At 73.0% G+C, this 25600-nt stretch carries 21 protein-coding genes; 9 read left to right on the forward strand and 12 right to left on the reverse strand.

The features are described from left to right. Positions 1-12: 12 nt before the first annotated feature. The 3 genes from BLV39_RS12185 to lpdA all read right to left on the reverse strand — a co-directional run bounded on the left by BLV39_RS12185 (position 13) and on the right by lpdA (position 4533). Positions 13-1185 (reverse strand): MFS transporter, encoded by a 1173-nt coding sequence (locus BLV39_RS12185; protein WP_090790279.1) that lies wholly within the window; start codon positions 1183-1185, stop codon positions 13-15. 72 nt (positions 1186-1257) lie between these two features. Further along, positions 1258-3069, reverse strand: a complete 1812-nt coding sequence (gene sucB, locus BLV39_RS12190) for a 2-oxoglutarate dehydrogenase, E2 component, dihydrolipoamide succinyltransferase (RefSeq protein WP_090790281.1) — start codon at positions 3067-3069, stop codon at positions 1258-1260. A 36-nt stretch (positions 3070-3105) separates the two neighbouring features. Next, entirely contained in the window at positions 3106-4533 is a 1428-nt protein-coding gene (gene lpdA, locus BLV39_RS12195; RefSeq protein ID WP_176984871.1) for a dihydrolipoyl dehydrogenase, read from the reverse strand. Positions 4534-4637: 104 nt separating this feature from the next. Here lpdA and BLV39_RS12200 point away from each other — a divergent pair, with 104 nt between their 5' ends. After that, the gene (locus BLV39_RS12200; RefSeq protein ID WP_090790283.1) at positions 4638-4961 is read left to right on the forward strand and encodes a hypothetical protein; all 324 of its coding nucleotides are present in this window, start codon (positions 4638-4640) and stop codon (positions 4959-4961) included. A 56-nt stretch (positions 4962-5017) separates the two neighbouring features. On the opposite strand, the gene BLV39_RS12205 is transcribed toward BLV39_RS12200, so the two are convergent. Next, positions 5018-6586, reverse strand: coding sequence for a leucyl aminopeptidase (locus BLV39_RS12205; RefSeq protein WP_090790285.1), 1569 nt, complete (start codon positions 6584-6586; stop codon positions 5018-5020). Between the two features lie 147 nt (positions 6587-6733). On the opposite strand from BLV39_RS12205, the gene gcvT reads away from it, so the two are divergent. Next, positions 6734-7843: a glycine cleavage system aminomethyltransferase GcvT gene (gene gcvT / locus BLV39_RS12210; RefSeq protein ID WP_239083926.1), complete on the forward strand. Its 1110-nt coding sequence runs from the start codon at positions 6734-6736 to the stop codon at positions 7841-7843. Here gcvT and BLV39_RS12215 read toward each other — a convergent pair whose 3' ends face one another. Continuing rightward, positions 7844-8590, reverse strand: a complete 747-nt coding sequence (locus BLV39_RS12215; RefSeq protein WP_090790289.1) for an adenosylcobinamide-GDP ribazoletransferase — start codon at positions 8588-8590, stop codon at positions 7844-7846. After that, positions 8583-10676 (reverse strand): bifunctional adenosylcobinamide kinase/adenosylcobinamide-phosphate guanylyltransferase, encoded by a 2094-nt coding sequence (locus tag BLV39_RS12220; RefSeq protein ID WP_090790291.1) that lies wholly within the window; start codon positions 10674-10676, stop codon positions 8583-8585. Before BLV39_RS12220 ends, BLV39_RS12215 begins: the two co-directional genes overlap by 8 nt. Before the next feature lie 94 nt (positions 10677-10770). On the opposite strand from BLV39_RS12220, the gene BLV39_RS12225 reads away from it, so the two are divergent. Together BLV39_RS12225 and BLV39_RS12230 are read left to right on the forward strand one after the other, a co-directional pair. Beyond that, on the forward strand, positions 10771-10971 hold the full coding sequence (locus BLV39_RS12225) for a hypothetical protein (RefSeq protein WP_089251232.1): 201 nt from the start codon (positions 10771-10773) through the stop codon (positions 10969-10971). Next, a complete protein-coding gene (locus tag BLV39_RS12230) occupies positions 10968-11759 on the forward strand; it encodes a site-2 protease family protein (RefSeq protein ID WP_090790294.1) in 792 nt (263 codons plus the stop codon). Before BLV39_RS12225 ends, BLV39_RS12230 begins: the two co-directional genes overlap by 4 nt. Positions 11760-11807: 48 nt before the next feature. Here the strand turns inward: BLV39_RS12230 and BLV39_RS12235 are convergent, their stop codons facing one another. Both BLV39_RS12235 and BLV39_RS44770 read right to left on the reverse strand, forming a co-directional pair. Then, positions 11808-12836: an aldo/keto reductase family protein gene (locus tag BLV39_RS12235; protein WP_090790296.1), complete on the reverse strand. Its 1029-nt coding sequence runs from the start codon at positions 12834-12836 to the stop codon at positions 11808-11810. Between the two features lie 52 nt (positions 12837-12888). Then, the gene (locus tag BLV39_RS44770) at positions 12889-17463 is read right to left on the reverse strand and encodes a WG repeat-containing protein (RefSeq protein ID WP_280515076.1); all 4575 of its coding nucleotides are present in this window, start codon (positions 17461-17463) and stop codon (positions 12889-12891) included. A gap of 250 nt (positions 17464-17713) precedes the next feature. Between BLV39_RS44770 and BLV39_RS12245 the strand changes: the two genes are divergently transcribed. Genes BLV39_RS12245 through BLV39_RS12255 form a run of 3 tightly spaced genes read left to right on the forward strand, consistent with a single transcriptional unit; the run spans position 17714 to position 20257 of the window. Next, positions 17714-18493: an ABC transporter permease gene (locus tag BLV39_RS12245; protein WP_176984872.1), complete on the forward strand. Its 780-nt coding sequence runs from the start codon at positions 17714-17716 to the stop codon at positions 18491-18493. Positions 18494-18503: 10 nt separating this feature from the next. After that, complete coding sequence (locus BLV39_RS12250) at positions 18504-19295, forward strand: ABC transporter permease (protein ID WP_090790299.1); 792 nt, start codon at positions 18504-18506, stop codon at positions 19293-19295. After that, positions 19295-20257 carry an ABC transporter ATP-binding protein gene (locus tag BLV39_RS12255; protein WP_090790302.1) on the forward strand — a complete coding sequence of 321 codons (963 nt, stop codon included), beginning with the start codon at positions 19295-19297 and terminating at the stop codon, positions 20255-20257. Before BLV39_RS12250 ends, BLV39_RS12255 begins: the two co-directional genes overlap by 1 nt. On the opposite strand, the gene BLV39_RS12260 is transcribed toward BLV39_RS12255, so the two are convergent. Next, on the reverse strand, positions 20241-20795 hold the full coding sequence (locus BLV39_RS12260) for a helix-turn-helix domain-containing protein (RefSeq protein WP_090790304.1): 555 nt from the start codon (positions 20793-20795) through the stop codon (positions 20241-20243). The genes BLV39_RS12255 and BLV39_RS12260 overlap by 17 nt on opposite strands. A gap of 68 nt (positions 20796-20863) precedes the next feature. Between BLV39_RS12260 and BLV39_RS12265 the strand changes: the two genes are divergently transcribed. Then, complete coding sequence (locus tag BLV39_RS12265) at positions 20864-21556, forward strand: AzlC family ABC transporter permease (RefSeq protein WP_090790305.1); 693 nt, start codon at positions 20864-20866, stop codon at positions 21554-21556. 118 nt (positions 21557-21674) lie between these two features. After that, complete coding sequence (locus BLV39_RS12270; RefSeq protein ID WP_090790307.1) at positions 21675-21983, forward strand: AzlD domain-containing protein; 309 nt, start codon at positions 21675-21677, stop codon at positions 21981-21983. Positions 21984-22109: 126 nt separating this feature from the next. On the opposite strand, the gene BLV39_RS12275 is transcribed toward BLV39_RS12270, so the two are convergent. The 3 genes from BLV39_RS12275 to nadA all read right to left on the reverse strand — a co-directional run bounded on the left by BLV39_RS12275 (position 22110) and on the right by nadA (position 25551). Next, a complete protein-coding gene (locus tag BLV39_RS12275) occupies positions 22110-22703 on the reverse strand; it encodes a DUF3043 domain-containing protein (RefSeq protein WP_090790309.1) in 594 nt (197 codons plus the stop codon). A 100-nt stretch (positions 22704-22803) separates the two neighbouring features. Next, entirely contained in the window at positions 22804-24159 is a 1356-nt protein-coding gene (murA, locus tag BLV39_RS12280; protein ID WP_090790311.1) for a UDP-N-acetylglucosamine 1-carboxyvinyltransferase, read from the reverse strand. Between the two features lie 222 nt (positions 24160-24381). Next, positions 24382-25551, reverse strand: a complete 1170-nt coding sequence (gene nadA / locus BLV39_RS12285; protein WP_090790313.1) for a quinolinate synthase NadA — start codon at positions 25549-25551, stop codon at positions 24382-24384. Between the last annotated feature and the right edge of the window lie 49 nt (positions 25552-25600).

Consider the following 25600-nt stretch of genomic DNA (forward strand, 5'->3'; position numbering starts at 1 on the left):
TGAAAAGGCCTTTCACGCGTGGGACAGCGTCACGAGTGCACCCCGGCGGCCGGCCGCCCAGACGGTCAGGGCCAGACCGGACAGCGCGATGCCGGCCGTCGTGATCGCTGGCCAACCACCGGCGGACCACAGCACCGTCGCCGCCGCCGAGCCGAGACCGCCGCCGATGAAGTTGCTGACGACGAAGGCCGTGTTGATGCGGCTGCGGGCGTCGTGGGAGATGTCGAAGAGGCGGGCGCGGTTGAGCAGCGAAGCGGTCTGCAGGGCCGCGTCGAGGGCGACGATCCCGACCACCAGCAGGACGATGGAGCGGCCCGCGAGACCCACCAGGACGAACGACAGCAGGGCCAGCAGCCATGCGGCGCCGGTGGCCGGGAGGGACCAGCCGCGGTCGTGCAGGCGGCCGCCGCGCTGGCCGGCGAGCACCCCGGACAGGCCCGCGAGGCCGAACAGGCCGATGACCGTGGCGGAGTAGTCGAACGGGGGTGAGCTGAGCCGGAACGTCAGCGCCGTCCAGAACATCGCGAACACCGCGAAGCCGGTCGCGCCCAGCACCAGCGTCCAGCGGACCGCGCGTTCGCGCAGGGCGACCGTGGCCACCGATGCGATCAGGGCCGGGTAGGGCAGCGCGGTCTTGGGCGCCAGCGGAGGGAGGGCCCGAAAGAGCAGAGCGGCGAGCAGCACCACGACCACCGCGGCGCAGACGTAGATGGTGCGCCAGCCGGCGCTGCCGGCGACGAGGCCGCTGATCGTGCGGGCGGCGAGGATGCCGGTCAGGATGCCCGAACCGACCTTGCCCACCACCTCGCCGCGCTGCGTCGGAGAGGCCAGGTCGCCGGCCAGCGGCGTGAGGATCTGGCCCGCGACCGTGGTCAGGCCGAGCAGGGCGATCGCCGCGAGCAGGACACCCATCGTGGGCGCGACCGCGCAGAGCAGCAATGCCACGGACGAGCACAGCAGCATTCCGGGTACGAGCCTGCGCCGGTCGACCACATCCCCGAGCGGGACGATGAGCAGGACGCCGACGGCGTACCCGACCTGGGTCGCGGTGATGAGCCAGCCGGCACGGGACGGCGACGCGTGCAGGTCGTCGGCGACCAGGTCCAGCAGGGGCTGCGCCCAGTAGAGGTTTCCGATCGCGACGCCGGCGGCCACGGCGAACAGGAACGTCAGTCGCCGGGACACCCGGACATGCTCGCGCGTACCCCGGGAAAGCGAAAGGCCCGGCCGAAGCCGGGCCTTTCACGAAACGACAGCTCAGGCGAGACCGAGGTCCGCCTCGAAGTTGCCGGCCTCCAGCCGCTCCTTGATCGCGGTCAGGAAGCGGGCCGCGTCGGCGCCGTCGACGATCCGGTGGTCGTACGACAGCGAGAGGTAGACCATCGAGCGCGGGACGATGACCTCGCCCAGGTCGGGGTCGTTGATGACGGCCGCCCGCTTGACCACCGCGCCGGTGCCCAGGATGGCGACCTGGGGCTGGTTGATGATCGGGGTGTCGATCAGCGCGCCGCGGCTGCCGGTGTTGGTCAGCGTGAACGTGCCGCCGGACAGCTCGTCCGGGCTGATCTTGTTGGTGCGGGTGCGGTCGGCCACGTCGGCGATCCGCTTGGCCAGCCCGGCCAGGTTGAGGTCGCCCGCGTCCTTGATGACCGGGACGACCAGGCCCTTCTCGGTGTCGACCGCGACCGCCAGGTGCTCGGCGTCGTAGTAGGTGACCTCGCCGGCCTCCATGTCGATCTTCGAGTTGACCGACGGGTGGGTGCGCAGGGCCTCCACCGACGCGAGCGCGAAGAACGGCAGGAACGACAGCTTGACGCCGTGCTGCTGCAGGAAGTCGTTCTTGGCCCGCTGGCGCAACTGCGCGATGCGGGTCACGTCGACCTCGACGACCGTGGTGAGCTGGGCCGAGACCTGCAGCGACTCGACCATGCGGGTCGCGATCGTGCGGCGGATGCGGGACAGCTTCTCGACCCGGCCGCGCAGCGGGCTCGGAGCCGCCTTGGCGGCGGGTGCGGCGGCCGGCTTGGCGGCGGCAGCCGGGGCGGGAGCGGCCGCGCGGGCCTCCGCCTCGGCCTTGGCCTTGGCAGCGGCGTCGAGCACGTCCTGCTTGCGGATGCGGCCACCGACGCCGGTGCCGCTGAGCGTCGACAGGTCGACGCCCTGGTCGCTGGCGAGCTTGCGGACCAGCGGGGTCACGTAGCCGTTGCTCTCGTCGCCGCTGGGAGCGGCGGACGGTGCCGGGCGGGCCGGAGCGGCCGCGGCCGGGGCGGGCTCGCGGGCCGGCGCCTGCCGAGGAGCCGGAGCCTTCGCCGGAGCGGGCTCGGGGGCCTTCTGCGCCGCGGGTGCGGGCTCCTCCTTGGGCTTCGCCTCCGGCTGCACGGTCTCCGTCGGCGCGGGAGCACCGCCACCGGCGGACCCGGCCGCACCGATCAGCGCGAGCACGGCGCCGACGTCGGCGGTCTCGTCCTGGGGGACCTTGATCTCGAGCAGCGTGCCGGCGACGGGCGACGGGATCTCGGTGTCGACCTTGTCGGTCGAGACCTCGAGCAGCGGCTCGTCGACGTCGACGGTGTCGCCGACCTCCTTGAGCCAGCGGGTGACCGTGCCCTCGGTGACGCTCTCGCCGAGCGCCGGCATCGTGAGCGCGGTGGAATCGCCACCGGCGGACCCGGAGTCGCCGGACGCGGCCGCCGGCTGCGGCTCGGGCTCTTCGGCCGGCTCGGCCTCGGGCTCCACGGCCTCGGGCTCCACGGCCTCGGGCTCAGCGGCCGCGGCGGGTGCCGCCTGCTCCGCCGGAGCCGACTCCTGAGCCGGGGCAGCGGCGCCATCGCCGTCGCCGTCGATCACCGCGAGCTCGCTGCCCACGTCGGCGGTCTCGTCCTCGCGGACGACGATCCGGCTGAGCACGCCGGCGGCGGGCGACGGGATCTCGGTGTCGACCTTGTCGGTGGAGACCTCCAGCAACGGCTCATCGACCTCGACGGTGTCACCCTCCTGCTTCAACCAGCGGGTGACCGTGCCCTCGGTGACGCTCTCGCCGAGGCGAGGCATGGTGACCGATACCGGCATCTCTCTCAGGACTCCTTTGTCGTGCGACCGAGGTCGTCAGGCGTGCGCGTGCAGCGGCTTGCCGGCCAGGGCGAGGTGGGCCTCGCCGAGTGCCTCCGACTGCGTCGGGTGCGGATGGATGAGCTGGGCGACCTCGGCCGGGTAGGCCTCCCAGTTGTAGATCAGCTGCGCCTCGGCGATCAACTCGCCGACCCGTGCGCCGACCATGTGAATACCCACAACGGGCCCGTCGTCCACCCGGATGACCTTGATGAACCCCTGGGTCTTGAGGATCGCGCTGCGGCCGTTGCCGCCGAGGTTGTAGTTGTAGGCGGTGACCTTGTCGTCGCCGTAGCGCTCCTTGGCCTTGGCCTCGGTGAGCCCGACGGACGCGAGCTCCGGGTCGGAGTAGGTGACCCGGGGGATGCCGGCCTCGTCGATGACCGGCGGGTTGAGCCCGGCGATCTCCTCGGCCACGAAGATGCCCTGCTGGAAGCCGCGGTGGGCGAGCTGCAGGCCGGGCACGATGTCGCCGACGGCGTAGACGTTGGGGACGCTGGTGCGCAGGCGCTCGTCGGTGGTGACGAAGCCGCGGTCGAGCGTGACGCCCTGCTCCGCGTAGCCGAGGTTGGCGGTCGTCGGGCCACGGCCGACGGCGACCAGCATGATCTCGGCCTCGATGGTCTCGCCGCCCGCCAGCGTCGCGCGTACGCCGTTCTCGGTGCGCTCGACCTTCTCGAAGGGCTTGCCGACCTTGAAGTTGATGCCGCGCTTGCGGTAGGCCCGCTCCAGCGCCTTGGACAGGTCCTCGTCCTCGGCGGCGACCAGGCGGGGCAGTGCCTCGACGATCGTCACCTCGGCGCCGAAGGACTTCCAGGCGCTGGCGAACTCGACGCCGATGACGCCGCCGCCCAGCACGATCGCGGAGGTGGGCACCCGGTCGAGGGTGAGCGCGTGCTCGCTGGAGATGACCCGCTTGCCGTCGAGCTCGAGGCCCGGCAGGCTCCGCGAGTAGGAGCCCGTCGCGAGGATGACGTTGCGCCCGGTGTAGCGGGTGCCGTCGACCTCCACGGCGTTCGGGGCCACGAGCGTGCCGTGACCCTCGACGTACGTGATGAGCTTGGAGCCCTTGACCAGGCCCTGGAGGCCCTTGTAAAGGCGGCTGACGACGCCGTCCTTGTAGGTGTTGACGCCGGCCATGTCGACGCCGAGCAGCTCGGCCTTGACGCCGAACGCCTCGGACTCGCGGGTCTGGTCGGCGATCTCGCCGGCGTGCAGCAGCGCCTTGGTCGGGATGCAGCCCCGGTGCAGGCAGGTGCCGCCGAGCTTGTCCTTCTCGATCAGCACCACGGACAGGTCGAGTTGTGCGGCACGCAGCGCTGCCGCGTAGCCGCCGCTGCCACCTCCGAGGATCACGACGTCGAAGGTTGCGTCGTTCGGCTGGCTCACAGTCATCTCCCAGGTCGCGCGGTCTACCTCGGCCATCTTGTCACTTGTGGAGCCAGGCCGCGTAACGAGGTACCCGCCGATGTGGCGTTGGGACGTACGCTTGCCGCAGTCTTCGATGTCCGTTTCGTAGGGGAGGGTCGGTGTCCTGGTTCCGACGGCGGAAGGCAACGCCCGGTCGGCAGTCGGGAAGGCCGACCGCACAGGCCGATCTCGACCATCTTGAGAACTTTGTCCGCTCCCGCCGCGGCGTCGAGGCGTTCATCGAGCCGAAGACGACGGTCACGGAGACCACAGTGATGCTGATCGCACACGACGGCGAGTGGACCCGGCGCCGCGTCGAGGGCCCTGAGGGTGCCCGTCGTTTCGCGCACCGGATGGCGATCCCCATTTACGACGTGCGACTGGTCGGATACCCGCAGCGCATGCGTGACTACAACGAGCGACGTAAGCGCGCCGCCAACTGACCTGAGCGAGAAAGGCCCCACCGCGTACGCGATGGGGCCTTCTCACTTGAGTCCGCTTATTCGGCGGCGATCCGGTCGACCAGTTCCAGCAGCGTGCGGACCGGCACACCGGTGCCGCCCTTCGACCAGTGCCCGGTCGGCTCGCCGGAGTGGTAGCTCGGCCCGGCGATGTCGATGTGCGCCCACGGGACGCCCTCGGCCACGAACTCGCGGAGGAACACGCCGCCCTGGAGCATGTGGCCGGCTCGGTCCATCACGGCGTTGACCTGGGAGATGTCGGCCACGTCGGAGTCCATGCCGGTGCGCACGTCGTCGGGCAGCGGCATCGGCCAGGCCGCCTCGCCGACGGTGTCGCCGGCGTCGCGGACCCGCTCGCACATCTCCTGCGTGCCCATCACGCCGGCCACCCGCTTGCCGAGCGCGATCACCTGGCCGCCGGTCAGCGTCGAGGTCTCGAACAGGTAGTCACAGCCGTCGGCGCAGGCCCGGGCCATCGCGTCACCGAGGATCATCCGGCCCTCGGCGTCGGTGTTGAGCACCTCGACCTTCTTGCCGTTGAACATCGTCACGACGTCGCCGGGCCGGTAGGCGGTGGCCGACGGCATGTTCTCCGCCATCGGCAGGTAGCCGGTGACCTCGACGTCGGGCTTGAGCTCGGCGACGGCGAGCAGCGTCGCGGCGACGGCGGCAGCGCCGGCCATGTCGCTCTTCATCTCCCACATGCCCTGCGCGGGCTTGATGGACACGCCGCCGGTGTCGAAGGTGATGCCCTTGCCGACCAGCGCGACCCGCTTGCGGGCGCCGTCGCCGACCGGCCGGTAGGTCAGCTTGACCAGTCGCGGCGGCGCCGACGAGCCGAGGCCCACGGCGAGGATGCCGCCGTAGCCGGCCGCCTTGAGCTGCTCCTCGTCGAGCACCTCGACCTCGAGGCCGGCCGCCGTCGCGGCCGCGCTGACCGCGTCGGCGAACTGCGGCGGGCGAAGCTCGTTGGGCGCGGAGTTGACCCAGTCGCGGCAGAGCCCGACCACGCCGGCCACCACCTGGGCGCGGGTGATCTCGTCCTGCACGGTCTTGTCGGTGGCGTCCGGCACGTGCACGGCGATGTCGCCGACCGGCCCGCGGGGCGCCGGCTTGGTCTTGTAGCCGGCGAACTTGTAGGCGCCGAGCAGCGCGCCCTCGGCGACCGCGCGCAGCGCGGCCGGGCCGTCCTCGTCGTCCGGCAGCGGCAGCGAGACCGCGACCGACGCGCTGCCGGCCAGGGAGCGGATCGCGGCGGCGGCGCCGCGGCGCAGCGTCTCGGGCGCGGGGGCCGCTCCGGACGGCTCCGGGCCGAGGCCGACGACCGCGACCACGGGGGCGGCGACGGTGCCGAGGGTGGCGACCTTGGTCACCTCGCCGGCCGCGCCGGACGCACCGAGCCGGGCCAACGTCTCCGTGAGCTTGCCGTCGAACGCCGCGGCGATGCTCTCGGCGCCGCTGGCCAGCAGCAGCGTGCCGGCCAGACCCGGCGGGCCGTCTCCACCCGCGTCGGCGACGCTGTGCACGCCGATCACGATCGCGTCGGTGGTGAGTTCGGCCGGGTCGGTGTCGACGAGGCGAAGGTCGGTGGTCAAGGGCGCGGTCACGCGGCGGCTCCGGGCTGGGCTGCGGGGCGGCCGCTCATGACGGCCGGCCGGTCAGGGGACGGTCTCTGCGGCCGAAACCTACCGACCCGGAGCCGTCTTGTCCCGCCGATGCTAACCATCCGGACCGATCCCGGTAAGTTGCCACCCATGACCGACGCCGTACCGCTCCTTTCTCCCGTCCACGACCGGCACGTCGCGCTCGGCGCGAAGTTCGCGTCGTTCGGCGGCTGGGAGATGCCCCTGGAGTACCCGGGCGGCGGCGTCATCCGCGAGCACACGGCGGTGCGCACGGGCGTCGGCATCTTCGATGTGTCACACCTCGGCAAGGCCCGGGTACGCGGCGCGGGCGCGGCGGCGTTCGTCAACAGCACCCTGGCCAACGACCTCGACCGGATCGGTCCGGGCCAGGCGCAGTACACGCTGTGCTGCGAGCCGGCGACCGGTGGCGTGGTGGACGACATCATCGCCTACCGCTACGCCGACGACCACGTCTTCCTCATCCCCAACGCGGCCAACACGGCCGAGGTCGTCCGCCGCCTGGCCGCGGCGGCGCCGGCCGGGCTGACCGTGACCGACGAGCACACCGGGCACGCGATCTTCGCGGTGCAGGGCCCGTCGTCCGCGTCGGTGCTCGCGGCGCTGGGCCTGCCGACCGAGCACGACTACATGAGCTTCGAGCCGGGCACCGTCGAGGGCGTCGACCTCGTCGTCTGCCGCACCGGCTACACCGGCGAGCACGGCTACGAGCTGGTCGTGCCGGCGGCCGGGGCCGGCGCGGTGTGGGACGCGGTGCTCGCCGCCGGCGCGGCGTTCGACATCCTGCCGTGCGGTCTCGGCGCCCGGGACACGCTGCGCACCGAGATGGGGTACGCGCTGCACGGTCAGGACCTGGGTCCGGACATCACGCCGGTGCAGGGCCGGGTCGGCTGGGCCGTCGGCTGGAACAAGCCGGAGTTCTGGGGCCGCGAGCCGCTGCTGGCCGAGAAGGCCGCCGGACCGCGCCGCACGCTGCGTGGCCTGGAGGCGGTCGGCCGGGCGATCCCCCGCCCGCACATGACCGTGTACGTGGGCGACGAGGCGATCGGCGAGATCACCAGTGGGACGTTCTCGCCCACGAAGAAGGTCGGCATCGCGCTGGCCCTGCTCGACACGGCCGCCGGGCTCAAGGACGGCGACACCGTCGAGGTCGACATCCGCGGCCGCCGGGCCGAGATGAAGGTGGTCAAGCCGCCGTTCGTCACGCCGTCCGTGCGCTAGCTAGCGCAACACCAGCACCACGAGCGCCACGCTGGCGGCGGTTTCGACCGCGGCGCCGAGCACGTCGCCGGTGATCCCGCCGAAGCGACGCACGGCGTGCCGCACCAGCTGCAGGCTGGCCGCCAGTCCGGCGGCCACCGCCAGCGGTCCCTGCCACGGCCGCCCCGGCACCGCGGGCACCGCGACGGCGGCCGTCAACAGGGTCCCGAGGGCCAGTGCGGGCGTGCCGACCGTGCCGGCGACCAGCGCGCCCAGCCCGTCCGGCCGAGCCGCCGGCACGCCTCGGCGGCAGGCCCAGCTCACCGCGACCCGCCCGGTGGCGAACGCGGCCGTCCCGGCCAGCACCGCGGCCGTCCCGGAGAGCCCGCCCAGCGCGCCCGCCTGCAGCAGCACGGCGACGACCAGCGCGACCACGCCGAACGGGCCGATGTCCGGGCGCTTCATGATCTCGAGCGCGGCCGGGCCGGAGCGATAGGAGCCGAGGCCGTCGACGGTGTCGGCGAGCCCGTCCAGGTGCAGGCCGCGGGTCAGCAAGGCGGCCAGCCCGACGCCGGCCGCGCCCGCGACCAGCCCGGGTGCGCCTCCGGCGTGCAGCAGGGCGGTCGCCCCACCGGCCGCGGCACCGAGGCCGGCGCCGACCAGCGGTGCCAGGCCCATCGCGGTCGCCGCGGCGGACCGGTCGACCCGGCCGGCGCGGACCGGCAGGACGGTGAAGGTGGTCAGCGCGAGCCGCAGGCCGTCAGGCACCGCGGGTCGGCTGGTCCGTTCCGGTGTCGGCGGGCTCCGGCTTGGCGTCGAACCAGGTCTCCAGCGCGGACGGCCTCCGCTCGGGCTCGACCGGAGCGGTGCCGTTGCCGGCCGCGTGGTCGTCGTCGTTCTCCCGCTGCGCGGGAACCGCGTCGGCCTGGACGGGCCAGGTCGAGGTCGGCTCGGCGGACGGGTTCGACCAGGTCGTGGCCGTCGCGTCGACCGGGTCCGGGTCCGGGTCCGGGTCCGGGTGGCCCTGCCAGGCCGACGGCGGAAGCTCGGCCGGGTCGGCCGGCTCGTCGAAGGAGTCCGCGGCGGCCAGCGTCTCGTCGTCGGGCGCCACGGCCGGGTGCACCGGCAGCCCGGCGGCCAGCGCGAGCGCGGAACGCAGCAGCGGCAGGGCGGCCAGCGAGGTGGCACCCTCGCCGAGCCCGAGCCGCAGGTCCAGCACCGGTTGCAGGCCGAGCACGTCGGCACCGAGCTTGACCGCCGGGTCGTTGCCGTGGTCGGGCAGCAGGCACCAGTGCCGGGCCTGGCCGGCCAGGTCGCGGGTGACCAGGCCGGCGGCGACGCCGACCGGCCCGTCGAGCAGCACGGGGACACGGCGCGCGGCGGCGCCGAGGATCAGGCCGGTGGCCACCGCGATGTCGCCACCGCCGACGTCGACCAGCACCTGCTTGGCGCTGCGGGCGCTGCGCCGCACGCGGTGCATCGCGTCGCGGACCGCCGCGCAGCGGATCATCCAGGCGTCGTCGTCGATCTCGGCGCCGGGCACCACGACCCGGCCGAGGACGGCGGCCGGCTCGGCGCCGGTGGTCGAGGCCAGGACGGCCGCGGCGGCCGCCTCCGAGCCGCTGCCCACGGCGCCCAGGACCAGCACGTCGACGCCGTCGTCCGAGGCCTCCTCAGCCAGCCGCCAGCCGTAGCGCAGCGCCGACTCGACCTCTTCCAGCGTCAGGACCTCGCGCTCCTCCATGGCGGCGCAGGCGGGCGCGTCGACGACCTGGAGGGTGGCGCCCGCGGCGGCAGCCAGGCGGGCGACCGGGCCTTCGCCGGCCCGGGCCTGGTCGGCCCGCCGGCGGGACTCGCCGGGCAGCGTGCCGGCGGCGGCACCGCCGTTGTGGTCGCCCCGGATCAGCACCACGCGGGGCTTCCGCCACGGCTGCGGCACCGCGCGGCCCTGGGTCGCGGCGGCGAACTCGACGACCCGCTGCAGGCCGCCGAAGCCGGCGCCGCCCAGGTCGAGGGTGCCGAGCCGCTCGCGGGACAGCGGCGGGGTGTACTCGTCGGGCATCGGCAGGGACATGCCCTGCTGGATGACCAGCCCGGTGGCGAGCGCGGGCAGCGTCATGGTCGGCGCCGACCAGGCCGGCTGCCCGTCCGTGCCGGAACCGTTGGCCGCCGCGGCCGGTGCCGGCGTGGGGGTGAGCACCTCCGGCGACGTGGCCGGCACCACAGGCGTGGCCGCGGGCTCAGTCGCAACAGGGGCGGGGGCGGCTACAGCGGGGGCGGCCACCGCGGCGGCGGCCTGCTTCAGCCAGGTGACCTGGCCGGCGACCACGAGTGCCACCGCGTCGGCCGCGCCGGCGACCGCCTGGTTCGTGGCGCCCAGCGCGTCGGTGTAGGCCCGCCCGACCGTGGTCAGCGGCACCAGGGAGAGGCCGACCTCGGAGCTGACCAGGATCAGTCGCGCCTTGCTCTCGCGTACCGCGGTGGCCAGGTCGGCGATCGTCGCCACGTCGTCGGCGGGCTGCCGCTCGGGGTCGATCAGCCCGGTCACCCAGCCGCCGAGATCGTCGACCAGCAGCGTCTCGCCGTCCTCGGCCGCGGAGATGAGCTCCAGCAGGCGGGTCGGGTCGGCGCCGGTCTCCTCGGTCGGCCAGGACGCCGGCCGCCGATCCCGATGAGCGGTGATCCGGGCGTCCCAGTCGGGGTCCTCGGTGCCGTCGGCGCGCGGGCCGGCAGGGGAGCCGGTGGCGACATAACGGACAGGGCCGCCCTCGCCAACCAGGGATTCAGCGAACTCTGACTTACCGGACCGGATCCCGCCGAGGACGAGAACGGAGCGCCAGCCGACTACGGACATGCCCCGTACCTTACGGGCGCGCGCTATGGCTCGGGGTAGCGGTGGTCGCCCGACTAGGCTGTGTGCTGTCCGGATCACGAGGGGAGTCGACACGATGCCGTGGAGCTGGCGGTACGAGGGAGCGGACGGCAAGCCGGTCACCGGTCCTGCCGAGACGTTCGGGAGTCAGGCCGATGCCGAGTCCTGGATCGGGCAGACCTGGCGCGACCTCGCCGGCGCCGGTGTGGCGACCGTCGCGCTTGCCGAGGATGACAGGGTCGAATACCGGATGCCGTTGGCACCGGCGGGCGAATGAGCGATTGGCGCCGGGGCGACCCGTTGGTGCTCGGCCTGCCCCGGGCGGCGTTCCGGCCGAGCGGCATCTTCCTGGCGCTGGTGGCGATCTTCGCCGTCAGCGGGTTCATGGCGTGGCATCAGGTCACCCCGCGCTTCGCGGTGTTCCTGTTCGTCATCTCGGGCTGGCTGGTCTCGCTGTGCCTGCACGAGTACGCGCACGCCCTGGTCGCCTACCGCTCCGGGGACACGGATGTGGCCCACCGGGGCTACCTGACGCTCAACCCGCTCAAGTACAGCAACGTCCTGCTGTCGATCATCCTGCCGTTGCTGGTGGTGCTGCTCGGCGGCATCGGCCTGCCCGGCGGCGCGGTCTGGGTCGACCATGCGGCGATCCGGGGCCGGCTGCGCAAGTCATTGATCAGCCTGGCCGGCCCGGCGGTCAACCTGGCCTGCACGCTCCTGCTGCTGATCCCGTTCGCGTTCGACCCGGACGTCTGGCTGCACCTCGAGTTCTGGTCCGGTGTCGCGCTGCTGGCCTTCCTGCAGCTCACCGCGACCGTGCTCAACCTGCTCCCGGTGCCCGGGCTCGACGGTGGCAACGCGCTGACGCCCTGGCTGAAGCCCAACACCCAGCGGATGTACAACGTCCTGGCGCCCTACGGCTTCATCCTGCTGTTCGTGCTGCTGTGGCAGCCGGAGATCAACCGTTACTTCTTCGACTTCGTGTTCTTCGTGGGCGACGGGCTCGGGCTTCCCGACCAGTTGTACGCACTGGGCCGCGAGCTGATCCGGTTCTGGCAACGCTGACGGCGGCGCGGCCGGGCCCGAGAGGGTCCGGCCGCGCCACCGCCGCTGTCACGCGCGGATGTTGCGCGGCGACTCGGTCTTGGCCGGGTCGCGCTCGACCAAGCCGCCCAGCGCCTCGTCGATCTGCTTGAGGAGGCCCTCCTCCAGCTTCACGCCGGCCGCCTTGACGTTGTCGTGCACCTGCTCCGGGCGGGTCGCACCGACGATCGCCGACGCCACGTTGGGGTTCTGGAGCACCCACGCGACCGCGAGCTGGGCCATGGTCAGCCCGGCCTCGTCGGCCAGCGGCTTGAGCTTCTGCACCGCGGTCAGCACCTCGTCGGACATGAACCGGGAGATGAAGTTGGCGCCCGACTTCTCGTCGGTCGCCCGCGAGCCCGCCGGCGGGGGCTGGCCCGGCAGGTACTTGCCGGTCAGCACGCCCTGGGCGATCGGCGACCAGACGATCTGGCTGATGCCCAGCTCCTCGGAGGCCGGAACGACCTCGGTCTCGATGACCCGCCACAGCATCGAGTACTGGGGCTGGTTGGAGACGAGCGGGATGCGCAGCTCGCGGGCCAGCGCGTGGGCCGCCCGGAGCTCCTCGGCCCGCCACTCGGAGACGCCGATGTAGTGCGCCTTGCCGGAGTGCACGACGTCGGCGAACGCCGACATCGTCTCCTCCAGCGGCGTGCCGTAGTCGAACCGGTGCGCCTGGTAGAGGTCCACGTAGTCGGTCTGCAGCCGGCGCAGCGACCCGTCGATGGACGCCATGATGTGCTTGCGCGACAGACCGCGGTCGTTGTGACCGGGGGTGACGGTGTCGTCCGGTCCGCTGGGGACGGCCGGCCAGTACACCTTGGTGAAGATCTCGAGGCCCTCGCGGCGCTGGCCCTTGAGGGCACGGCCGAGCACGGCCTCGGCACGCGTGCCGGCGTACACGTCGGCGGTGTCGAACGTGGTGATGCCCGCGTCGAGTGCGGCACGGACGCAGGCGCCCGCGGCGTCCTCCTCGACCTGGGAGCCGTGGGTGATCCAGTTGCCGTACGAGATCGCGCTGACCTGAAGGCCCGATCGGCCTAGGTGACGGAATTCCATGTGGGACACATTAACCCCGAACGAAGTTCCGAACCCACGCGGATGATCTTGCTTACAGTACGGGCTTGGTGTCCGCGAGTAACCGGTCGATCTCCTCGGTCACCGCGGCACGGCTGCCGTGGATGATGTCGATCAGCGGCTCGCCCCGCCGGTCGAGCGCGCCCCACAGGCCCTGCCCGCCCCCGACCAGGAACGCGACAGGGTGGATGACCAGCGCGGGGAAGCGCGGCGGCACCAGTACCCGGCCGTTGCGGTCGACCACGCCCTTGCGCCCGCCGGAGTCCACGACGGCCAGTCCCTCGTCGGTGAAGCCGTCCACGTAGCGGCCGTCGGTCAACGCCGTCGCGAACCCGGTGTACTGGGGCGGCAACACGGTGCGACCACCCTTGTCGATCGCACCCCAGGCGCCCCGCTTGACCGCCGCGACCCCGCCGCGGAACGGGCGTACGTCCTCGAAGCCGATGTTGATGACGACGTCGCCGGACTTCTCGATGGCCAGCCAGTTGCCCCGGCCGTTGTGCGAGACCCACGCGAGTCCGTCGTGGAACGAGCCGACGCCCAGGTAGCCCAGCGACGCGAACAGGCGCACCTCACCCGACTCGTCGATCAGCTCCCACGGCTCGGTCTCCGGCCGGCGCACCCAGGCGACACCCTCCCGGAACGGCTGCACCTCGGCGTAGCTCGGCGCGATCGCCCACTCACCCTCCGCGTCCACGTACCCCCAGCGCTGCACCTTCTCGCTGAACCTGGGCTTGGGCGGCTTGTGGATCTGGAGGATCTCGTCCTCGTCCCGCGGGTACGGGCCGAGACCGTTCGTCGCCACCTTGGCCAGGACCGCGTCGAGCGCCTGCTCGGTCCGGGCGATCAGCTCCGGGTCGTCCACCTTGCGCAGGTCGAGCGCCTTCTCGAAGTGGTTGCAGGCCTCGATGTAGCGACCCTGGTCGTAGCAGGAGCGCCCGGCGTGCTCATGCATCGTCGCCCGCAGCCGGTCGGGCAGCTCGGGGGAGTTGGCCAGCGCGTTGAGCCGGTCCGCCTCCGCGTAGTCACCGCGCCACTGCAACACGTGCGCCAGCCGCGCCTGCGCGATCGAGATCCGGCGCAGCTCGCCGGTCGCCTCCGCGTGGGCCAGCGCGAGCTTGCCGTCGGCGAGCGCCTTGCCGAGGTCACCGAGAATCCGCGAGACGACCGCGCGCAGGCTCAACAGCCGGGCCCGGGAGGCGTTGTCCGTCGCGACGTCCACCTTCACGGTGAGCTGGTCACGGATTGTCCGCAGCTCGTCCGGGTCCTCGACCAGCTCGCGCAGGGTCTCGTGGTGGAACCGCCACTGGTACCCGGCCAGCACCTGTTCAGGGTCCTTCGGCTCGTCAGGTTTCGGCTCGTCCTCGTCGTCGGTCGTGACGACCGGGTGCAGCATCGTGGGCGCGCGCAGGGCGGTCGCCGCACCGGCCGCGGTGCCTTCCGGCACCGGCAGCACGGTATCGGCGGACGCCTGCATTTGCTCAGCCGCCGGAGCGCCTTCCGGCTCGGGGGCTGGTTCCGGCTCGGGCGCGGGTTCCGGCTCGGGGGCCGGTTCCGGGTCGGGCGTCGGTTCCGGTTCGAGGGCCGGTTCCGGTTCGAGGGCCGGTTCCGGGTCGGGCGTCGGTTCCGGTTCGGGGGCCGGTTCCGGGTCCGCGGTTGCTTCTGGCTCATCCTGGGATACGGGCGACGGTGCCGGACCGGTGTCGTCGGTCGTGCTGTCGTCCGGTGCTGGTTCCGCCTCACCCGCGGCTGGCTCGTCCGTGCCCGCGTCCGCCGGGGTCGGCGTCTCGATGATGCCGCCGTCCGCCGGCGTGGCGTCCTCGGGTTCCGTGGTCGGCTCTGCCGACGCGGTGGCGTCGGGCTCGGCTTCTTCCGCCTCCGCGATCGGCTCTGGCAGCGGAGCCGGCTCTGGTTCGGCCGGTTCGGTGGCCGTCGGGGCCTCGGCCGGGGTGGTGGCCTCCACCGGCTCGGCCTCGGCCGGTGTTGCCTCTTCAGCGGGCTCTGCCGATTCGGTGGGCGTTGCGGCCTCGACCGGCGGGGTGAGCTCGACAGCCTCGACCGGCACGGGCTCCGCGACCGGCTCGGGCTCCGCGACGAGTTCCGGCTCGGGCTCCGCGACCGGTTCTGGCTCCGCGACCGGCTCGGGCTCCGCGACGAGTTCCGGCTCGGGCTCCGCGACTGGCTCTGGCAGCGCGACCGGTTCCGGCTCGGGCTTCGCGACTGGCTCTGGCAGCGCGACCGGTTCCGGCTCGGGCTCCGCGACGGGTTCCGGTTCCGCGACGAGTTCCGGCTCGGGCTGGGCGACGGGTTCCGGTTCCGGCTGTGCGACCCGGTCGAGTTGCTCGACCGGTTCCGCCGGCTGGGCAGGTTCGGTCGGCTCGGTCGGCTCGGTGGGTGTGGTGGGTTCGGCGAGGGCGGCCGCGAACCAGCCGGAGTCGCCCCGCGGCTCGACCGGTGCCGGCGCCTCTTCCGTCGGTGGCGCGGCGTGCAGCTCGGCATCCGAGATCCGCCGGGGGTAGGCGGGCGCGGAGTCTCCCGTGCGCGGCGCCGGCACGCGGACGCCAGTGGCGGCCTCGGCCGCCGGTGGCACCTCGGCCACCGGCAGCTCGACAGCCGGCACCTCGGCCGGCGGGGGCACCTCGGCACGCACCGGCACGTCGGCCACCGGTGCGACGGCGGGCGCGGGTGTGCGCTCGCCGAACTCCGGCACGAACGGCGGCGGCGGTGCCACGAGCCACGGCTCGGGGGTACCACCGTCGCGGGCGGCCCGCGTCGGTGTGTCGCCCAACCGCTCCGGCTGGCGCGGCGGGGGCGGGGACAGCGGCGCGGTCGGCAGGTCGTCGACCAGCGGCGGCCGTGGAGCGACCCGCTCGTCGTGGCGCGCGGCGGGCCGCTGGTCCACCCGGGGCGCGTCGGTGAACGGCGCGGGCTCGCGGAACGCGGCCGGGCGCTCGTCGCGGCGCGGCGGCTCGGCATACGGCGGCACCGGCTCGCGGCGCGGCGCGGGCCGCTCCGGTCGGCGCTCGGGCACGTCGGCGTGCGGCGGCGGCTCGCGCCGCGCGGCCGGCCGTTCGTCGCGGCGTCGCTCGTCGGGCTCGCGGAACGGCACGACGCGCTCGTCGCGGCGGCGCTCGTCGGGCTCGCGGAACGGCACGACGCGCTCGTCGCGGCGGCGCTCGTCGGGCTCGCGGCGCCGCTCGTCCGGGAACGGCACGACCCGCTCGTCACGGCCCGGCGCGTGGCGCGGTGGCGCCTGGTCGCGGTAGGCGGCCGGCCGTTCGTCACGGCGCGGTCCGTCGGGCGCGTCGGACCAGGGCGGCGGCGGTCCGGGCTGGCGGAACGCGGCCGGGCGCTCGTCGCGGTGCGGCCGGCGGTCCGGCTCGCCCCGGCGGACGGGCTCGTCCGGGTAGGCGGGCGAGATCGGCTCGACCGGCCGGTCCCGGTAGCCCGGAGGCGGCCCACCGCGCCGCTCGTCCCAGCCACCCGGGCGGTCCGGACGGCGCGGACCGTCGCGGTCGTCGAACGGCGCGCGGTCGTCGTAGGGACGGCCACGCCGGGTCTCGTCGTGCAACGCCGCGGGCCGGTCCACCTGGCGGGGCGGCCCCGCCGGGCGACGGGCGGGCGGCCGCTCGTCCGGGAACTGCTCGTGCGGGTAGCCCGGCGACACCGGACCGGCCGGCCCGCGCCGGCCGCCGTCGACGGGCGGCCGACCGCCGCGGTCCCACGGCTCCGCTCCGCGCTCGTCGTGGAAGGCGGCCTCACGTCCGGGTGGCGCGGTGCGCCGGTCGGGCCGCGACTGTGGCCGGTCGTCCCAGCCCGGTCCGGCCGGCGACTGCGGTCGTTCGGCCCAGCCGGGTCCGGCGGGGGACTGCGGCCGGTCGGCCCAGCCGGGAGCGGGCGCGCGTCGGTCGTCGGACACCCGGCCGCCCCGCGTGGGGTCGTCGTGCGCCGGGCCGCGCCCGCGCTCGTCGTGGAAGGCGGCCTCGCGCCCGGCCGGTGCGCTCCGGCGGGCCGGTGGGCCGTCGACGCGCCGGCCCACGCCGTCGACCGGCGAGATCGGGTGCGGCGCGCGGGGGTCGGGCATGTGTGGGTCGGTGGCGCTCGGGTCGGCCAGCCGGGGGTCCGCGTTGTAGGACTCGTCGACCGGATCCGGCGCCGCGCCGGCCCGGCCGCGCACCACGGCGCGCCCGGACGAGCGCCCGGGGCGCTGAGGCGTCTGGTCGCCCGGGTAGCGCTCGCCGCTGGCGGCCGCCCATTCGTCGGTGCGCTCGCTCACCCAGGAGGGCTCGGTGGACGCCACTCGCCGGGGTCCCGGGCCGCCGCCCGGCTGACTCGGCGGCTGGCCGGGAACATCGTCCCAGCCGGGCCCGCCGGGGCCGGCCGGTACGCCGGTCGGTTCCCAGCCGGGCGCCGGTGGGCGGTCCTTGGCCCAGGCCCACGGGTCGTTGGGGTCCTTGTATCCGCTGCCGCCGCTGGAGCCGCTGTCACTGCGGCCGAGCTCGCGGAGCCAGCCGTCCTCGTCGCCTAGTCGGTCGTCGTCGCCGCGCCGGTCACGGTCGCGACCCCGGCCGCCGTCGCGGCGCCGCCGGTCTGCCCGTTCGTTGCTCATCCGGGCACACCGATCCGCCGGGCGTTTCCCGCGCGCGAGCCGCTGGAGCGCGGTTCGCGTCGATCGTTCACGGCGGGTCACCTCGTCGGAATTTGTGTCGCGCGGCATCCGCCGGCACCCGATACTGTCATGCGGCCCGATACGGCGTATGTCGCGGATGGAGGGTAACGGCGTGGACTTGGTCACCGCCACTGTCCCTCGCCCGCGTTATGCGAATGTCGCCAGTGATATCAGGACATTTTTGGCGCTAATGGGCGCTGGATTCCGCCGATACTCGACCTATCGGCAGGCCACCATCGCAGGCGCGTTCACCAACACCGTTTTTGGCTTCCTTCGCTGCTACGTGTTGCTGGCCGTGGTGGCCGGCGCGGGCACCGCGACGGTCGGCGGCTACGACGCCGCCCGCCTCGCCACGTTCGTCTGGTTCGGACAGGGTTTGCTGGCTGTCGTCCTGCTCTGGGGCTGGACCGAGCTCGCCGACCGGATCCGCACGGGTGACGTGGTCGCCGACCTGCTCCGCCCGGTCGACCCGGTGACCCGTTATCTGGCCACCGATCTCGGCCGGGCCGGTCATGCCGCGGTGACGCGACTCGTACCCCCGGTGCTCACCGGTCCGTTGTTCTTCCCTTTCTATGTCCCGCACCGCTGGACGACCGTGCCGCTGTTCGTCGTGTCGGTGGTGCTGGCCACGGTGCTCTGCTTCGGTTGCCGCTACCTGGTGAACGCCACCGGCTACTGGCTGCTCGACATCCGCGGCCCGATGATCCTGTGGGCGCTGGTCTCCGGCGTACTCGGTGGGCTCTATTTCCCGTTGCGCTTCCTGCCCGACGCTCTCGTCGTGCCGCTGTGGGTGCTCACGCCGCTGCCCAGCCTGTTCCAGACGCCGCTCGACATCATGGTCGAGATCGACTCGACCCCGCGCCAGCTCTGGCTCGTGGCGCTGCAGGCCGCCTGGGTCGCGCTGGTGCTCGTGCTCTGCCGCGTGGTGCAGCGCAGGGCCGAGCGCCGCTTGGTGGTGCAGGGTGGCTGACCCCGGCGCCATGCGCGCGTACTGGGCCCTGTTGCGCGGCCAGGCCCGCAGCCAGACCTCGTACCGGCTGTCCTTCGCCATCGACTTCGTCTCCAACGTCTGGGCCACCGTGCTCGACGTGTTCACGGTGTTCGTGCTGTTCGGGGTGACCCGCAGCCTCGGCGGACTCGACCTGCGCGAGGCGCTGGTGGTCACCGGCATGTCCGCGTGCGCGTTCGCCACGGGCGACATGCTGGTCGGCAACATCGAGCGGATCACCTTGTACGTGCGCACGGGCCGCTTCGACGCCGTGCTGGTCCGCCCGCTGCGGGCGCTGCCGCAGCTCGTACTGCTCGACCTGCCGTTGCACAAGCTGTCGCGGGCCGCCTTCGGCACCACCGTCTACCTGGTCGCGCTCGGCGCCGCCGACGTCGCCTGGACACCGTCCCGGGTGCTGCTGGCCGTCGTCGCCCCGGTCGGCGGCGTGGTCTTCTTCGGCGCGGTATTCGTCATCACCGCCTCGGTCGCGTTCTGGTGGACCGAGTCCGGCGAGTTCGGCAACGCCTTCACCTACGGTGGCCGGGACTTCACCAGCTATCCGATCAGCGTCTACAGTGGATGGTTTCGGAACGCCTTCGCGTACGGGCTGGGATTCGCCTTCGTCTCCTACTACCCGGCGCTGGCACTGCTGGGCAAGCCCGACCCGATCGGCCTGCCGGGCTGGGTCGGCTGGCTCGCGCCGCTGGTCGCCCTGCCGGCCACCGCCGCGGCCGCGCTGATCTGGCGGGCGGGCCTGCGGCGCTACACGAGCACGGGGTCATGATGACGGTCATAGCGGCGCACGGGTTGCGCAAGGAGTTCACGGTCCGGGTCAAGGTCGGGTGGCTGCGGCGCGACCGGCGCACGGTGGCCGCGGTCGACGGCGTCGACCTCGCGATCGAGCGGGGCGAGATGGTCGGCTACATCGGCCCCAACGGCGCCGGCAAGTCGACGACGCTCAAGATGCTCACCGGCGTCCTGACGCCGACCGCCGGACAGATCAGTGTCTGCGGGTTCTCGCCGGTGCGGCAGCGTACGCGGCTGGCCCGTCGGATCGGTGTGGTCTTCGGCCAGCGCAGCCAGCTCTGGTGGGACCTCCCGTTGCGCGAGTCCTTCGACCTGCTCCGGCACATCTACCGGGTGCCGCCGGCCGAGCACGCCGTCCGGCTGCGGCGGTGCCGGTCACTGCTCGACCTCGACGAGTTCCTCGACACCCCGGTCCGCCAGCTCTCGCTGGGCCAGCGGATGCGCGGCGAGCTGACCGCGGCGCTGCTGCACGGCCCCGAGGTGCTCTTCCTGGACGAGCCGACGATCGGTCTGGACGTGGTCAGCAAGCAGGCGGTCCGGGGCTTCCTGGCGGAGCTGGGCGCGACCGGCGACGTGACGCTGATGCTGACCACCCACGACCTGGCCGACATCGAGAAGCTGTGCCGGCGGTTGCTGGTCATCGACCACGGGCGGGTGGTGCACGACGGCACGATCGAGGCGCTGCACGCCCGCTACGGCTCGCGCCGGCGGGTGGTGGTCGAGCTCGAGTCGCCGGAGGCGCCGCCCGAGGTGCCGGGCGCGACGCTCACCGTGGTCAGCCCGCTGCGTTTCGAGTACGACCTGACCGGTGCGACCGCCGGTGAGCTGTTGGTCCGGTTGGCCGGGCTGCCGATCCGCGACGTGTCCATCGTGGAGCCCGACATCGAGGACGTGGTGGCCCGCCTCTACACCGGTGTGCCCGTCACGGATGCTCCATGACCAGCACGGCGAACGTGCCCGGGGCGAGCGCCTCGTAGGTGTGCGGCACGTCGCCCGCGAAGGTGGCGTAGTCGCCGGGGTCCAGGTCCACGGTCTCGCCGGCCGGCCCGGTGCGCAGCCGGCCCGCGGCCACCACGATGTGCTCGACGCTGCGGGGCGTGTGCGCCTCGGCGTGCCGCACCGCGCCCGGCTCGATGGTCATCACGTAGATGTCCCGCCGCACCGCCCGCGACCCTGCGGCGACCAGCGTGCCGGTGTAGTCGAGCTGGTCCGACTTGATCCGAGGCCCGTCGCCGGCCCGGATCACCCGCAGCGCCGGCACGGGCGGCTCGACGAGCCGGCTGAACGGCACGTCGAGGGCGACGCCGAGCGACCAGAGGGTCTCCACGCTCGGGTTGCCGACGCCGCTCTCGAGCTGGGAGAGCGTCGACTTCGCGATGCCGGCGCGGCGGGCGAGCTCGGTCAGCGAGATCCCGGCCCGCTCCCGCTCGTGCCGCAGCGCGGCGGCGATGGTGGCGGCGATGGTCGGCTCGGTCACTCGTTCGCTCCATCGGTCGCTTTGTTCGGCTTGACGAACGTTACCCCGTGCGGGCACGATCGGTAACCATGACTGTCGGCGCTCGGTCCATCCTGGGCGATCGCTCCCTGGTGCGCGACGTCGCCGCCCTCGGTCTCGCGGTGTTCGCGGTGAGCATCTCGTTCGGCGCGATCGCGGTCGCGGCCGGCATCCCCGCCGGGCTGACGATCCTGATGTCGCTGGTCGTCTTCGCCGGCGGCTCGCAGTTCCTGGCCGTCGGGCTGATCGCGGCCGGCAACCCGTTCGCCGCGATCTTCGCGGGCCTCCTGCTCAACGCCCGGCACCTACCGTTCGGCCTGGCGATCGGCGAGGTGATCGGCACCCGCTGGTGGCAGCGGCTGGTCGGCGCGCACCTGCTGATCGACGAGTCGGTCGCGTTCGCCCTGGCCCAACCCGATCCCGTGCGCCGCCGCCTGGCCTACTGGGCCACCGGGTGCACGCTGTTCGTCCTGTGGAACATCGGAGCATCCCTCGGCGTGCTGCTCGGCAACGTGGGGGACCCGGCCCGGCTCGGCCTCGACGCGGCGTTTCCCGCAGGGCTGATCGCGCTGCTGCTGCCCACCCTCCGGGATCCAACCGTTCGGCTGGTCGCGTTGACGGGGGCCCTGGTCGCCCTGGTCACCACACCGATCCTGCCCGCCGGCCTGCCGGTCCTCCTGGCCCTGACGGGCCTGCTCATGGTGGCGCTACCGCGCCGCACCGGCCCGGAGGCGGCGTCATGACGCCCGCGATGGGCGCCGACCTGGCGCTTGCACCGCGCGGTGGCGGAGGTCGCGTCGTGAGGCCCGCGATGGGCGCCGGCTTACCCCTGACGCGCGCCGCTCTGCCGGAGGTTTCCTCATGATCCTGGCGGTGATCGTCGGCCTGGCGATCGGCACCTACGCGTTCCGTCTGGCCGGTGTCGTCCTGCGCGAGCGGGTCGCCCTGCCGGAGCGCGTCCAGGTCCTGCTCCCGATGGCCGCCGCCGCCCTGCTCGCCGCGCTGGCGGCCACGGCGACCTTCTACGACTCGGGTGTCTTCGCGGGCGTGGCGCGGCCAGCCGGCGTCGCGGTGGGCGCGCTCCTGGCCTGGCGCCGAGCCCCGTTCGTGCTGGTGGTGGTCGCGGCCGCCGCCACCGCCGCCCTGCTGCGCCTGGCCGGCCTGGACTAAGCAAGGGCCCCTTGTTAACGCTTTCCGCAGAGGAAGGGCCCCTTGTTAACACCTGGCCCGCGGCCAAGCGTTAACAAGGGGCCCTTCCTATAGCGAAAGCGATAACAAGGGACCCTTGCTTCAGCGTCAGACCTTTTCGCCGAACTTCACGGCGGGGCCGGGCACGCGCATGCGGCGGAAGGTGAGCGACCGCATGATCGCGTACATGTAGAGCGAGCCCATCTTCTGCTCGGTCTTGGGGTAGCGCTCGGCGACCAACCGCTTGATCTTGCGTGCGATCAGGACCGCGTCGACGACCACGGCGAGCAGGAGGACGCCCCACAGTGAGGTGGCGACCGTGCGCACCAAGTCGGGCATGGCGCCGTTCGAGCCGATCAGCACGATCAGCGCGCCGCCGAAGAAATAGGTGCCGGCGGTGCGGCGGGAGTCGACCACGTTGCGGGCGAGTTGGCGCTCGGGGCCCCGGTCGCGCGGGCCGCCCTCACGGCGGTACTCAGCCGCGGCCTCCTGGCGCAGCGTCCGCTTGCGCTCCTTGGACTCTTCCTTGGTCAGCGCCTTGGCGTTGCCGGCCGGTTGGCGCCCAGCGGTTGGGCGCTTCGGAGTCTCCCGGCCCTTGGCCGGCGTGTAGCCGGCCTTGGCGCGGCCAGACTCGACCGACTCGGGAGCCCCAGAGGTCTCCTCGACCACATCAGATGACTTGCGGCGAAACAGCGACTGCACGGGATGCCCTTCTGCGGCGCGGCTTACCAGAAGGTTAACCGGCCCGGGCGCACCGAGACGAGCCGACCCCAAGATCAGCTCGCCTCGGCATCGACCAAGGTCAGGGGCGTTCGACGTGCGCGCCCAGCGCGGAGAGCTTGCTCTCGAAGTCCTCGTAGCCACGGTTGATCAAGTCGACACCGTAGACCCGCGACGTGCCCTCCGCGGCCAGGGCGGCGATCAGGTGGCTGAAACCGGCCCGCAGGTCGGGGATGACCAGGTCGGCCGCGTGCAGCTTGGACGGGCCGGCGATCACCGCGGAGTGCTTGAAGTTGCGGCGCCCGAACCGGCACGGCGTGCCGCCGAGGCAGTCCCGGTAGACCTGGATCGTCGCGCCCATCGTGTTGAGCGCCTCGGTGTAGCCCAGCCGCTGCTCGTACACGGTCTCGTGGACGATCGACAGCCCGCGCGCCTGGGTCAGGGCGACCACCAGCGGCTGCTGCCAGTCGGTCATGAAGCCCGGGTGCACGTCGGTCTCCAGGGCCACCGCGCGCAACTCGCCGCCCGGGTGCCAGAACCGGATGCCGCCCTCGGTGCCCGGCGAGGAGCCGCGCGGCGGGAGGGTGTCGGTGACCTTGTATTCGCCGCCGATGGAGCGGAAGACGTTGAGGAAGGTCATCATGTCGACCTGCTGCGCGCCGAGCACCTCGATCTCGCCCCGGGTGGCCAGCGCCGCCGCCGCCCAGGAGGCCGCCTCGATCCGGTCGGGGATCGGCCGGTGGGTGTAGCCGCCGAGCCGCGGCACGCCCTCGATCTCGATCACCCGGTCGGTGTGGACCGTGATGATCGCGCCCATCTTCTGGAGCACGCAGATGAGGTCGATGATCTCCGGCTCGACGGCCGCGTTGCGCAGCTCCGTCACGCCGTTGGCCAGCACCGCGGTCAGCAGCACCTGCTCGGTCGCGCCGACGCTGGGGTACGGCAGCTCGAACTTGGTGCCGTGCAGGCCCGCGGGCGCGGTCAGGTGCATGCCCTCGGGGGTCTTGTCGACCACGGCGCCGAACTCGCGCAGCGCCTGGATGTGGAAGTCGATCGGGCGCGGGCCGATGTGGCAGCCGCCCAGGTCGGGGATGAACGCGTGGCCGAGGCGGTGCAGCAGCGGGCCGCAGAACAGGATCGGGATCCGGCTGGACCCGGCGTGCACGTTGATCTCGTCGGTCGACGCCCGCTCGACGTTGGCCGGGTCGAGGATCAGCTCGCCGTCCTCCGCGCCGTCGGTGACCTTGACGCCGTGCACGCCCAGCAGTCCGCGGACCACCTCGACGTCGCGGATCCGGGGCACGTCGAACAACCGGCTGGGCTCGTCACCGAGCAGGGCCGCGACCATCGCCTTGGAGACGAGGTTCTTGGCTCCGCGGACCCGGATCTGACCATGCAGGGGCGTGCCGCCGTGTACGACCAGGACGTCATCGGGCAAGGCAACCTCCGGGGCGGGCAGCGATCCAACACGTAGGCCGTAACCAATGCGTGGAATCGCGGGTTGATCGGGAGTGGCGCCCGGGCAGCATAGCGCTCGGTGATGGGCCTGGGGCCACACACACCGGGTTGTCTGGCACGAAATCAGGACGACTGTGGCACCCGGTAACGTCGGCCGCCACGATCAGTTACGGCCGCCCGGTCAGCCCGGGCGGCGCCGGCCTCACGGCAGGGCGAGCATCTGGTCCAATGCGGATCGCGCCTCGAGCGCGGTCTTCGGATCGACCGTGATCTGATTCACCAGCCGCCCCTCCGCCAACTCCTCCAGCGCCCACACCAGGTGCGGCAGGTCGATCCGGTTCATCGTCGAGCAGTAGCAGACCTGCCGGTCGAGGAACATGACCTGCTTGTCGGGGTGGGCCAGGCCCAGCCGCCGGACCAGGTTGAGCTCGGTGCCGATGGCCCACGCGGAGCCGGCCGGCGCGTTCTCGATGGCCTTGATGATGTATTCGGTGGAACCGACGTAGTCAGCGGCGGTCACCACGTCGTAGCGGCACTCGGGGTGGACCAGCACGTTGACGCCCGGCACCCGCATCCGCACCTCGTCGACGGCCGACTTGGTGAACCGGCCGTGCACCGAGCAGTGCCCGCGCCAGAGCAGCATCTTCGCCTCGCCGAGCTGCGCCTGGGTCAGGCCGCCGTTGGGCTTGTGCGGGTCGTAGAGCAGGCAGTCGTCGGCATCGAAGCCCATCTCCAGCACGGCGGTGTTGCGGCCGAGGTGCTGGTCGGGCAGGAAGAGCACCCGCTGGCCCCGCTCGAACGCCCAGGTCAGCGCCGCCTTGGCGTTGGACGACGTGCAGACCACGCCGCCGTGTCGGCCGACGAAGCCCTTGATGTCGGCCGAGGAGTTCATGTAGGTGACCGGGACGGTCGAGTCGGCGACACCGGCGTCGACGAGCGCGTCCCAGGCCGCCTCGACCTGCTGGAGCTGCGCCATGTCGGCCATCGAGCAGCCCGCGGCGAGGTCGGGGAGCACGACCTTCTGCGCGTCGGTGGTGAGGATGTCTGCGGACTCGGCCATGAAGTGCACGCCGCAGAACACGATGTATTCGGCGTCGGGGCGGGCCGCGGCCTCGCGCGCCAGCTTGAACGAGTCACCGGTCACGTCGGCGAACTGGATGACCTCGTCGCGCTGGTAGTGGTGGCCGAGCACGAACACCTTCGAGCCGAGTTTGGCCTTCGCGGCGGTGGCTCGGGCCACGAGATCGGGGTCGCTCGGCGCGGGCAGGTCACCCGGGCAGTCGACACCTTTCTCGGACGACGGGTCGGCGCCACGCCCGAGCAGCAGCAGGGCGGTCGCCGTGTTGGTGGGTTCGGTCCAGGTCGACGTCACCGATCAATCTTCCCACCGTCACGCCCGCCCCCAGCGGCCTGGTGACTGT

Source organism: Asanoa ishikariensis, assembly GCF_900107455.1.
GTDB classification, from domain to species: Bacteria; Actinomycetota; Actinomycetes; order Mycobacteriales; family Micromonosporaceae; genus Asanoa; species Asanoa ishikariensis.